13 protein-coding genes are annotated in these 12,258 nt (G+C 29.8%); 1 reads left to right on the top strand and 12 read right to left on the bottom strand.

Features of this window, described 5'->3' with window-relative positions; all coding sequences use genetic code 11:
• Positions 1-27: 27 nt before the first annotated feature.
• The 12 genes from J2Z76_RS05675 to J2Z76_RS05620 all read right to left on the bottom strand — a co-directional run bounded on the left by J2Z76_RS05675 (position 28) and on the right by J2Z76_RS05620 (position 10,941).
• Positions 28-762: a polysaccharide deacetylase family protein gene (locus tag J2Z76_RS05675; RefSeq protein ID WP_209511054.1), complete on the bottom strand. Its 735-nt coding sequence runs from the start codon at positions 760-762 to the stop codon at positions 28-30.
• A gap of 175 nt (positions 763-937) precedes the next feature.
• On the bottom strand, positions 938-3,031 hold the full coding sequence (locus J2Z76_RS05670; protein WP_209511053.1) for a polyribonucleotide nucleotidyltransferase: 2,094 nt from the start codon (positions 3,029-3,031) through the stop codon (positions 938-940).
• Between the two features lie 60 nt (positions 3,032-3,091).
• Positions 3,092-3,361, bottom strand: coding sequence for a 30S ribosomal protein S15 (gene rpsO / locus J2Z76_RS05665; protein WP_209511052.1), 270 nt, complete (start codon positions 3,359-3,361; stop codon positions 3,092-3,094).
• Between the two features lie 157 nt (positions 3,362-3,518).
• On the bottom strand, positions 3,519-4,268 hold the full coding sequence (locus J2Z76_RS05660) for an FAD synthetase family protein (RefSeq protein WP_209511051.1): 750 nt from the start codon (positions 4,266-4,268) through the stop codon (positions 3,519-3,521).
• A 14-nt stretch (positions 4,269-4,282) separates the two neighbouring features.
• A complete protein-coding gene (gene truB / locus J2Z76_RS05655; RefSeq protein ID WP_245210353.1) occupies positions 4,283-5,191 on the bottom strand; it encodes a tRNA pseudouridine(55) synthase TruB in 909 nt (302 codons plus the stop codon).
• Positions 5,191-6,168 (bottom strand): DHH family phosphoesterase, encoded by a 978-nt coding sequence (locus J2Z76_RS05650; protein ID WP_209511050.1) that lies wholly within the window; start codon positions 6,166-6,168, stop codon positions 5,191-5,193. Before J2Z76_RS05650 ends, truB begins: the two co-directional genes overlap by 1 nt.
• Complete coding sequence (gene rbfA / locus J2Z76_RS05645) at positions 6,149-6,526, bottom strand: 30S ribosome-binding factor RbfA (protein ID WP_209511049.1); 378 nt, start codon at positions 6,524-6,526, stop codon at positions 6,149-6,151. Before rbfA ends, J2Z76_RS05650 begins: the two co-directional genes overlap by 20 nt.
• A 28-nt stretch (positions 6,527-6,554) precedes the next feature.
• Positions 6,555-8,834 carry a translation initiation factor IF-2 gene (infB, locus tag J2Z76_RS05640; protein ID WP_209511048.1) on the bottom strand — a complete coding sequence of 760 codons (2,280 nt, stop codon included), beginning with the start codon at positions 8,832-8,834 and terminating at the stop codon, positions 6,555-6,557.
• Positions 8,835-8,849: 15 nt separating this feature from the next.
• Positions 8,850-9,143, bottom strand: a complete 294-nt coding sequence (locus J2Z76_RS05635; RefSeq protein WP_209511047.1) for a L7Ae/L30e/S12e/Gadd45 family ribosomal protein — start codon at positions 9,141-9,143, stop codon at positions 8,850-8,852.
• Complete coding sequence (gene rnpM / locus J2Z76_RS05630) at positions 9,136-9,405, bottom strand: RNase P modulator RnpM (RefSeq protein WP_209511046.1); 270 nt, start codon at positions 9,403-9,405, stop codon at positions 9,136-9,138. Before rnpM ends, J2Z76_RS05635 begins: the two co-directional genes overlap by 8 nt.
• Positions 9,405-10,463, bottom strand: a complete 1,059-nt coding sequence (gene nusA / locus J2Z76_RS05625) for a transcription termination factor NusA (protein WP_209511045.1) — start codon at positions 10,461-10,463, stop codon at positions 9,405-9,407. Before nusA ends, rnpM begins: the two co-directional genes overlap by 1 nt.
• Positions 10,464-10,476: 13 nt before the next feature.
• Positions 10,477-10,941 (bottom strand): ribosome maturation factor RimP, encoded by a 465-nt coding sequence (locus tag J2Z76_RS05620; RefSeq protein WP_209511044.1) that lies wholly within the window; start codon positions 10,939-10,941, stop codon positions 10,477-10,479.
• Between the two features lie 244 nt (positions 10,942-11,185).
• Between J2Z76_RS05620 and J2Z76_RS05615 the strand changes: the two genes are divergently transcribed.
• Positions 11,186-12,127, top strand: a complete 942-nt coding sequence (locus J2Z76_RS05615) for an FkbM family methyltransferase (protein WP_209511043.1) — start codon at positions 11,186-11,188, stop codon at positions 12,125-12,127.
• Positions 12,128-12,258 lie beyond the last annotated feature (131 nt).

Here is a 12,258-nt window from a genome sequence, read left to right as displayed (position 1 = left end):
GTAAATTCTAGTGTATTAATCTTATTATTATTTTTTTAACATTTCGCTTATAGGTAAAATTTTATAATGTTGTATTAGTAATTCTCCAATTATATTACTTAGAGAATCTGAAGTACTTTTAGTAGGATGTATCAAAATTATATCTCCACCATTAATTTTATTTAGAATATTTTTATAAACATCATCTGCTGTAATATTTTTTTTCCAATCCATTGTATCAATAGATGCTATTACTATTCCTGGGTATCCTAAATTAATAGCTGCTTTTATTACATTATCATTATAAGAACTAGACGGCGGTGAAAAAAGCTTAATATCATATTCTGTCAATTCCCTAAGTAATTCATCTGATTTTTTTATATCTAAAAGTGCATCATCATATGATAAGTTCCCGTATGATTTATTATAATATCCATTATTACCTATTTCATGACCACGGGAAGCAATTTTTTGAGCTATACCTGGATATTCATAAGCCCACCTTCCAGTAATAAAAAATGTAATTTTAACATCATATTTATCAAGCATGTTAAGTATTGAATCTATATACTCATTGCCCCAATCAACATTGCATGCAAATGATACTATTTTATCATCACTAGTTCCTCTTTGAATAACAAATCCATCATTTACATCTTCGTTGAATACCCTCATTTTCTTTGAGTTTATTCTTCCAATTATAAGCAAAATAATAATTATGATTATAAAAACTATTATAATAATCCTTCTTATAAATACTATACCATTACAAAAAAATCTCATAAAAATCCCCCTTTTAATTATATGTATTATTAATAGAGTTTATTTATGATATATAATATTTTTTATAACATAGTTATTTTATAATAGCAAATTTTTACATAAATTACAATAAAAAATAACAAATTTCATATACATTAAATGATATTTGTTATCTTATGTTTAATAATTATTTAGACTATTTATTTTCTTCTTTTTCTTTAAGAGCATCTTTTCTAGAAAGTTTAATCTTTCCTTGCTGATCAATTTCAGTTACCTTTACTAGAATTTCATCTCCAATGTTCAATACATCTTCAACTTTATTTATTCTCTTATCAGAAATTTGTGATATATGAAGCAATCCATCTTTATTATCAGTAAGGGCAACAAATGCACCAAATGTAGTTATTCTTACTACTTTACCTAATATTATTTCGCCTACTTCAATTTCTTTTATAATATCTTCAATAATTTTTTTAGCTTTATAAGCGCTTTCAACATTTTCAGCAGCTATTAAAACTGAACCATCATCTTCAATATCGATTTTAACTCCAGTCTCTTCGATAATTTTATTAATTACCTTGCCACCAGCACCGATAACATCTCTAATTTTATCAGGTTTAATAGACATTTTGATTATTTTAGGTGCATACTGGCAAACTTCTTCTCTTGGTTTATCAATACATGCAAGCATTTTTCCAAGAATAAACATTCTTCCAACATGTGCTTTATCTAAAGCATTTGTTAATACTTGTTTATCTATACCATGTACTTTCATATCCATTTGTATCGCAGTTATACCTTCGGCAGTTCCTGCAACTTTAAAGTCCATATCACCTAAGAAATCTTCCATACCTTGAATGTCAGTAAGGACTACAACATTGTCGCCTTCTTTTACAAGACCCATAGCAACACCTGCTACTGGAGCTTTAATAGGCACACCTGCATCCATAAGTGATAAAGTACTTCCACATACGCTTGCTTGTGATGTTGAACCATTTGAGCTTAATACTTCTGATACTAATCTTATCGTGTATGGGAAATCATCAATGCTTGGTATAACAGGGACTAATGCTCTTTCTGCCAATGCTCCATGACCGATTTCTCTTCTTCCAGGACCACGTGATGGTCTAGTTTCACCAACTGAATATGATGGGAAATTATAATGATGCATATATCTTTTTGAAGTTTCTTCAGAAATACCATCTATAGTTTGTTCATCACTTGAAACACCAAGTGTTGCAACAGTTAATACCTGTGTCTGTCCTCTAGTGAAAAGTCCTGAACCATGAGTTCTAGGAAGCAAACCAACTTCACATGATATTTTTCTAATTTCATCTATTGTTCTGTTATCTGGTCGTATACCTCTAACAAGAATATTTTCTCTAACTTTTTCTTTTACTATTTTGTATAAAGCATCATCGATGTCAACACTATTTTCAGGATATTTTTCTAAAAATATTACTTTAGCATCTGCTTTAAAAGCATCAATTTTTGTTTGTCTTTCAAGTTTATCTTCAACAATTATAGCTTCATTGATTAAAGGAGAAGCATATTCTCTGATTTCTTTTTCAATATTTTCGTCACATACATATGCAACATAAGTACCTTTTTCTTTTCCAACTTCAGCTTTGATTTCTTCAATGAAATCACATATTTTTTTGATTTCATCGTGTGCATATAATATAGCTTCAAGCATTTTAGCTTCTGAAATTTCATTAGCTCCTGCTTCAACCATCATTACTGCATCTTTTGTTCCTGCTACTGTTAAGTCTAAATCTGTTGTTTCTCTTTGTTTGCTATTTGGATTTAAAATTAATTCACCATTAAGTAATCCAACATTTACAGCTCCTGTAGGGCCATCAAACGGTATATCAGATATAGTTAAAGCTATAGATGATCCTATCATACCAGCAATTTCAGGTGAGCAATCTTGATCAACAGATAATACTGTTACTATAACTGTTACATCATTTCTATATCCTTTTGGAAATAAAGGACGAAGTGGTCTGTCTATAAGGCGTGATGTAAGTATTGCCTTTTCACTTGGTCTTCCTTCCCTTTTAATAAAACCTCCTGGAATCTTGCCTACAGAGTAAAGTTTTTCCTCATAGTCAACACTCAAAGGAAAGAAATCTATACCTTGTCTTGGCTCCTTAGATGCAGCCGTATTTGCCATTATAACTGTATCACCATACTGAACTATACATGAACCATTTGTAAGTTCTGCTATTTTACCAGTAGTTACTTTCAATTCTTTTCCAGCAAGCATGTATTTAAATATTTTCTCCATTAGTACCTCCTTATTTTTTATAAACAACGGAGCGGGAATAATCCCCCGCTCCAGTTTTTACTATCTTCTTAATCCTAATCTTGCAATAATACTTCTATATCTTTCAATCTCAGTATTTTTTAAATAGTTAAGAAAACCTCTTCTTTGACCAACCATTTGTAAAAGACCTCTTCTTGAGTGGTGATCTTTTTTATTTGACTTTAAATGCTCAGTTAAATTATTGATTCTATAAGTCAATACAGCTATTTGTACCTCAGGAGATCCTGTGTCCTTTTCATTTAATCTGTACTGCTCAATTATTTGTTGTTTTTCTTCCTTTGTCATAACCATTGTTATGTACCTCCATATTATTATTTTTTTCACCTTAACCCAAGTATTACGTTGAGGAATCATAAAACATAGATTAAGGAAATACAATAAATTCTAACACATTTTTATATTTTTGTAAATACAATTTTAGGAATATTTCAATAAAAAATACATTTTTCTAACATAAAAATATAATATCTTTATTTTTTTCAATTTCTTTATTGAAAGTAAAAACACTACCTTCCTTATTTGTGCATATAGTTAAAAATACAATATCTTGCCCTATATTTACTTTATACCTACCATCAGATGGTATTATTATGCTGCTATTATTATCTACAAAACCGATATTTTTATTATAATTTATGTCAATATCTTTTGAAAAAATTGTGTAATTATTAATTAAAAGTTTATTAGCATCATGTATTTTACCCTCTTGAATCAAATTTCGAACAAGCGTACTACTAACTGCAATACCATTAAACTTTACAGGGGGAATTTCTTCAACTTTATAGTCATAAACACACTCAAATTGCTTAAGAGTATTTATATTTCCCATAGCTTTGTATCCAAAAGTAAAATTGTAGCCCACAACAATATTTTTGGCATTAAATCTGTCAATTAGAATAGTTTTAATAAATTGTTCTGGTGAATATTTAGATATGTGCTCATCTAGTTCAATTTCAACTATGTCAGTTACATCATATGACTTTAACAACAATATTTTAGTATTAAAACTATTTATATATTTTAAGTTTTTTGTTGATTTTTTCAAATCTTTTTTAATATATTTAAAAGTAATAATAATACTATTTTGTTTTTTTTCCCTGCTTAGCTCTATCATTCTTGTTATTAATTTGTCATGTCCTATATGTATGCCATCAAAATTACCTATGGCTACACATGCTGCATCAAACTTCTCAACCATCTTATCCACCTAATTTACATTAACATTTTGTTTATTTTAACTTCATTATTTTTAGTTTTATGCCCTAAACCAATAAGCATATCCTTACAATATATGAAAAATTCATTACTATCTAATATAGTTGTATCAAACTTTATTTCATTTCCATTAATAAGCTTATCATAATATTCATCTTCCACAAATATTTTATCCATTTTAAAAATTTCATCAATCGGTATAAGACATTCACTAAGCCTATTATTATTATATAGAAATTTAAGTTCATCAAGAGACACTGAATCCTCTATTTTCAAACCCTTTGCATCCGTCCTAACCAAAACACCCATATACCCTAAGGTTCCAAGATGTTCACCTATGTCATTACAAAGAGTTCTCATATATGTGCCTTTAGTACATTTTACTTTCATAAGTACTCTATCCTGGTTAAATTTTATAAGCTTAATCTCTTTTATATTTACAGGTTTGCCCGGTTTTTTTACCTCTATATTTTCTCTAGCATATTCATACAATTTTTTTCCGTTAAGCTTTACTGCCGAGTATGCAGGAGGAATTTGAAGTTGTTCTCCTTCAAATGATTTAAGTACATCACAAATATACTGTTCATTGAAACTAGGTATACTATGTTCTTCAACTATTTTACCATAGCTATCTTGGGTATCTGTCTTTTTACCCAAGATTAATTCACATATGTATTCTTTGTCACCATTCATCAGTATTTCACTAAATTTAGTTCCTTTGCCAACACAAATAACCAGTACTCCAGACACATTTGGATCTAGAGTTCCTGCATGTCCAACATGTTTTGTATTTAAAATTTTTCTAACCTGACTCACTACATCATGTGATGTCATTCCTGTTGGTTTCAATATATTTAATATACCATTTATATTATTTACATTTCTAGCATTGTTTAAATTATTCATTACTCACCAAAATATTTTCTAAATTCATTTATTATTATTTCCTTAGTAGTTTCAACATCCTTACTTATTTCAAAGCCTGCTGCCTTAGCATGACCACCACCTGAATACTTAAGAGACACTTCAGAAACATCTATATTATTTTTTGAGCGAAGGCTAACTTTCGTAGAATTTTTGTGTTCTTTTAACACACAAGATACTTCAACTTCTTTTATTTCTCTTATAAATTCAACGACACCGGCTACATCTCCCATTTCAACACTATTTTCAATTATTGTTTTTTGAGTTATAGAAGCAATGCCAAGCTTACTCTCAAAAAATAAATTAATTCCCGATATACAATCTATATATGCTTTCACAACATTAGAAGGTTTAGAATTAAAAATTATATTATCTATTTCAGATACATTTATACCCTTTTCCATTAAATTCGAAGCCACTTTATGTGTGTTTGAACTTGTGCTAGAATAACTAAATTTACCAGTATCTGTTAAAATAGCTATGTAAATAAATTCAGCTATTTTCTTTGTTATATCTTTATCTTTACCGGCTGACAATATTATATTATAAAGCAATTCACCCGTTGAACTAATATCAGCATTTATAATATTTATATCTGCAAATTTCATATTTGTTTTATGATGGTCTATACATATAGTCTTTTTAGTATTAATTAAAATATCTTTATATTTTCCAAGTCTTTCCACATCGCTACAATCAAGAACTATTACAACGTCATATTTCGAACCATCATATTCTTTTGCTAAAATGTCTTCATCTACAAACGATTTATAATTGTATGGAATTGAACCATCAAAACAAACAGTAATTTTTTTTTTCGTAGGCTTAAGAAGCTCATATAGGGCCATTACAGACCCTATACAGTCACCGTCAGGACCTTTGTGCCCCGCTATGCAGATATCATTTGATTTATCTATGATTTCAAAAATTTCTTTGACATCATTCTGATTCAGTTTCATTGTCATCCCTTTTACCCGCTTCTTTATTTATTACTTTATCAATTAAACTGCTCATATATATACCTTTTTCAATGGAATCATCCTTAACAAATATTAATTCAGGAGTTATTCTCATTTTTATATTTCTTCCTACTTCTCTTCTTATGAATCCTTTTGCACTCTGCAATGCTTCTAAAGTAGGCTCACTATCACCGTATACAGAAATATATACTTTTGCAAATTTTAAATCTTCTGTAACATTTACATCTGTTACACTCATTAAATCAGATATGCGGGGATCCTTTACTTCTTTTCTTATTATATCAGCTATTACTCGCTTCATTTCCCCTGATAGTCTATTATTTCTATTTTTTGACATGTCATACCTTCTTTCTGCCATATATTATTTATCTTTTTATTTCTTCCATAACATAGGCTTCCATTACGTCGCCTTCTTTGATATCATTATACTTCTCTAAGCCTATTCCACCCTCAAAGCTAGTGTTAAGCTCTGAAGCGTCATCTTTAAATCTCTTAAGTGATGTGATCACTCCATCATGTATAACTATATCGTTTCTCAATAATCTTATTTTAGATTTTCTAGTAACCTTACCGCTTGTTACATATACTCCTGCTACTATACCTACATTTGGCACCTTAAACGTAGCTCTAACTTCTGCTCTCCCCATTATAACTTCTTTATATATAGGTGCAAGCATACCTTTAACAGCAGACTTAATATCCTCTATAGCATTATAGATTATATTGTAGGTACGAATATCTACATTTTCTCTTTTTGCAACTTCCATAGCTGATACAGATGGTCTTACATTAAATCCAATTATTATAGCATTTGAAGCAGATGCTAACATAACATCATTTTCATTGATTCCACCAACACCACCATGTATTGGATTAACCTTAACTTCATCTAAACTTTGTTTTTGAAGTGACTGTTTTACAGCCTCTATTGAACCACTAACATCTGCCTTAATTATTATATTAAGGTCTTTAACTTCACCTTTTTGAATTCTATCATATAAATCTTCTAATGATACCTTAGAAGTAGTATTCATATTTTCGATATGCCTTCTATCTTTACGCTTTTCAGCTATATTTTTAGCATCCTTTTCAGATTTCATTACTATTAAAGAGTCCCCTGCCAAAGGTGTTTGTGAAAGTCCAAGTATTTCTACTGGAACTGATGGTCCTGCCTGAATAATTCTTTTTCCTTTACTGTTAAACATTGCTCTAACTTTACCATAAGCACTTCCAACAAGAACAAAATCACCTTTTTTCAATGTTCCTTTCTGTATCAAAACAGTCGCTACTGAACCTCTTCTTTTATCAAGCTTAGCTTCGATTATTGTACCTTTTGCACTTCTATTTGGATTAGCTTTTAATTCTTGAACTTCTGCAACAAGTAAAATCATTTCCAATAAATCTTCAATTCCTATACGATTTTTTGCTGAAACAGGAACAAATATTGTGTCTCCACCCCAATCCTCAGAAATTACTCCATGTTCTGAAAGTTCTTGTTTAACTCTATCAATATTTGCAGCTTCTTTGTCAATTTTATTAACAGCAACTATAATTGGAACTCCTGCCGCTTTTGCATGGTTTATAGCTTCTACTGTCTGTGGCATAACACCATCATCAGCAGCAACTACAAGAATTGCCATATCTGTAACTTTAGCTCCTCTTGCTCTCATTGAAGTGAAAGCCTCATGCCCTGGTGTATCTAAAAAAGTGATTTTCTTACCATTTATTTCTATTTGTGATGCTCCTATATGTTGAGTGATTCCGCCTGCCTCTTGACTTGTTACAGCAGTATTCCTCATTGCATCAAGGAGTGAAGTTTTACCGTGGTCAACGTGTCCCATAACAGTTACTATAGGTGATCTAGGAACTAAATCTTTTTCGTCATCAATATCATCCTGCTCAATTGAAGCTTCAATAACTTGTAATTCGTCAACAACTTCTTTTTTAGTTAAGTTTACATGAAGTTCTTCACATATTAGTAATGCTGTATCAAAATCAATTTCTTGATTCATGTTTACCATAACACCTAACAATATAAGCTTTGATATTAATGTGTTTGCTGGAACGCCTATTTTATCAGCTAAGTCTCTTACAACTATAGGTTCTTCAATTTCTATATTTTTAACCTTAATTTGCTGAACTTTTTTTTCTGTTTCTTCAACAGGTTTGTTAGAATTGTTATTATTATAATTTTTATTTTTATTCTTACCTTTATAATTATTGTTTTTATTATTAGTATTGTTGTTATTTTTGCTTTTATTGTTATTATTATTGTTATTGTTATTGTTACTATTTCCGCCTGATTGCTTGTTTTGGCCAGGTTTTGATGTAACTGTTTTTGATTGGGCAGGTTTACTCATAGGAGTAATTAATTTTTTGTCAATTTTTTTAATTTTAGCATCGTTTATATCTATTTTTTCGTCTACCAATTGGTCCTCATCTATAATAGTATTTTTACTTAATTTATCCACCTTTGTTCTTTTTCCATTGTTAATTGCATTTAAAGCTTTTTTAACTCTTAAAGTCTCCAAATCAGAAATAGAGCTCATATGGTTTTTAATTTTAACCCCTAACTCTTTTTCTGCCACAACTACTAAATCTTTACTATTCATTTTTAATTCTTTTGCTAGTTCATATATTCTCATGTAGCCACCTCCGGATTATATGTTTGATAATACGTACGATACTATGTTTTCATCATTTATTGACAATACGCTCACCATTTTTTTCCCCAGACATTGTCCAAGGAGTTCCTTTTCTCCATATTCAATATATTCACAATTATACTTATCGCAAACAAATTGAATATTTTTTTTAGTTTTCTCTGATGCATCAACTGCAATCATAACTAATTTACTTTTATTTTTTTGAACTTCTAAACAAGTTACATCAAAACCTATTGAAATTTTGCCACCTTTTCTAGCAATTCCAATCATTGAATATATTTTATTCATATTTTGATATCTCCTGTTTAATCTCTTCATATATATTTTCAGGAATTTCCATTTCCAAGGATTTTGCTAAACGCTTAGTTTTTATTGCTTTCTCAAAGCAATCTGCATTTTTGCAGATATAAATTCCTCTACCGTTTACTTTTCCTGTTAAATCTAATTTTACTTCATTTTCCTTATTTTTTACAATCCTGCACAATTCTTTCTTAGGGAAACTTTCCATGCAACCGATGCATTTTCTCATAGGTATTTTTTTTGTTTTCATTATTCCACCTCTGAATTTCTCTGTACTTCCTGCAACTCACTTATAATGTCAATTTTCCAACCTGTCAATTTTGCTGCAAGTCTCGCATTTTGACCTTCTTTACCTATTGCAAGAGATAGTTGATTGTCAGGTACAACTGCAACAGCACTTTTTTCTTTTTCACTTACCGTAACCTTTAAAATTTTAGCAGGTCCGAGACTATTTGCTATAAATTTAGCAGGATCTTTATCAAATATTATTATATCAATTTTTTCTTGACATATTTCATCTATAATATTTTTTACCCTAGATCCTTTATTACCTACACACGATCCAACTGGATCCACATTTGAATCATTTGTTGATACAGCAATTTTAGTTCTTGAGCCAGCCTCTCTAGATATAGCATGTATCTCAATTGTGCCATCATGAATTTCAGGCACTTCAAGTTCAAATAATCTCTTTACAAGATTTGGATGACTCCTAGAAAGCACTATACTAGCACCTTTTCCAGTGTTTTTAACTTCTACAATAACTGTTTTTATTCTATCACCCTGATTATAAATCTCGTTAGGTATTTGTTCTGTTTGTGTTAAAACACCCTCAATTTTTCCAAGATCAACATATACATTTCCTTTGTTAACTCTTTGTATAACTCCAGTCAATATATCTGATTCTCTTCCATAATATTCACTATATATAGATTCTCTTTCAGCTTCACGAATTTTTTGAAGTATTACCTGCCTAGCAGTTTGTGCTGCTATTCTGCCAAAATCTTTTTTTGGTTTAATTTCAATTTTTACTATGTCACCCAGTTCATAATTAGGATTAATATCTCTAGCTTCCGGCAAAGTTATTTCTTGATTTTTGTTCTCAACATTTTCAACTACTATTTTATCCGCAAATAATTTATATTCTCCATTTTTTTCATCTATATCAATAGAAAAATTATTTGATTTGCTAAAGTTTTTTTTATATCCTGATTCTAAAGCAGCTCTAATTGCCTCTAATACAACGTCCTGATGAATTCCCTTTTCTTTTTCAAGTTCACTTAATGCACTTAATATATCCTTATTCATTTCTCAACCTCCACTAAAAGTCCTCAATAGTTCTATTTATTTTAGATATATCTTTTAATTCTATAGTAATAATTTGATTTTCCGAATCAATCATTATATTATTTTCTTGTTTTTCTAACAATATACCTGTGATAACTTTTTTACCATCTAAAGGTTTATACAACTTTACTTCAACCTTTTCATTGATGTTTTCCATATAATCGGACTCTGTTTTGAAAGGTCTCTCAAGTCCAGGTGAAGAAACTTCTAAAAAGTACTGTTCACTTATAAAATCTAACTCATCAAGTTTTTTGCTTAAAATGTGACTTATTTCCGAACAATCATCAACTGTTATACCCTCTGGTTTGTCTATATATACCTTTAAGTATTTAAATGGCCCCTCTTTTACATATTCTACATCTACTATTTCATACGCTGTAGATACTATAATATCTTGCATAATTTTATAAACAGATGATTCAATAGAATTTTTACTCATATTATCTCCTTTTTTTTAATTATCAAGCAAGTTGATGAACAACCATATTTTATTACAATTGTCTACAATCAGAAAGAGTGGGAAAAAACCCCACTCTTTCTGTCAAAAAACTTCTTTGTGGTATTATATCACATATTCTTATTAAAATCAAACACTAAAATTAATTTATTTTTATTTACATTAAATAAGAACAAAAACATTGCTTGTATAATATAATAAAATAATTATTGAGGTGAATAAAGCAATGATGAATGAAGTTGATATAGAATTTAAACGCTTAATAGATTTTATAAAAGAAAGAAATGTTTCACAAATCAATGACGATATTAAAACAAACCTTCTATATTTTAGAAATAAGGACTATCCTAATTACACTGCTACAATAAACTACTACAACAAATATAAGCTATGGGGTTCTTTTTACCCTGAAAAAGGAATCTTTGAACTTTCAGACAATCGAGCTCGTGCACTTGTAGAGCATATACAAGACTTTGAATGGCTTTATAGCCATCTATGTGACTACCGCTCTAAAAAAATACTGGTTAATATCCTCTATTACTGGCTTTTATCAGATTTCAACAAAATAAAACAAATACAAGATAATTTATTCCATCAATATTTTGATCTGGATATAATTAAATGTGACAAAAATGAGGTTTTTTTAGATATCGGGGCTTATATTGGAGATACATTAGTTAGTTATATAAATACTTTCGGCAAGGAATGCTATAAAAGAATCTATTGCTATGAGATTATGCCTTCAAACATTGATTACATTGAAAAAAACATTGAATTATTAAACTTAAAAAATGTAATCGTAAAATCAAAGGGCGCAAGCAATAAAAGCAGTTCTCTATTTTTAACAGACGATACATTTTCCTCAACTGGCAAGCTCTCAGAAAGCGGAAAAATTAAAATTCAAACTGTGGCAATTGATGATGATATAAGTGAAAAAGTTACTTTTATTAAAATGGATATCGAAGGTGCAGAAGAGCAGGCACTGATTGGATTAAGAAAAAAAATTCTAAAAAATCACCCAAAGCTTGCTCTCAGCGTCTATCACAATCATGAGGATATATGGAAACTAGCACGTATAATTGATGAAATAGACCCAACTTACAAATTCTATCTACGATATTACGGTAATGAATTACTTCCAACTGAGTATCTGCTTTACGGAGTCTAAATATACGCAGTTCAGGGGACGGTTCTTTTTGTTAACTCAGGGGACGGTTCTTTTTGTTAACTCAGGGGACGGTTCTTTTTGTTAACTCAGGGGACGGTTCTTTTTGTTAACTCAGGGGACGGTTCTTTTTG

The sequence above is a fragment of the Sedimentibacter acidaminivorans genome (assembly GCF_017873955.1).
Lineage (GTDB): Bacteria > Bacillota > Clostridia > Tissierellales > Sedimentibacteraceae > Sedimentibacter > Sedimentibacter acidaminivorans.
This window is presented reverse-complemented; position numbering and strand designations above follow the sequence as displayed.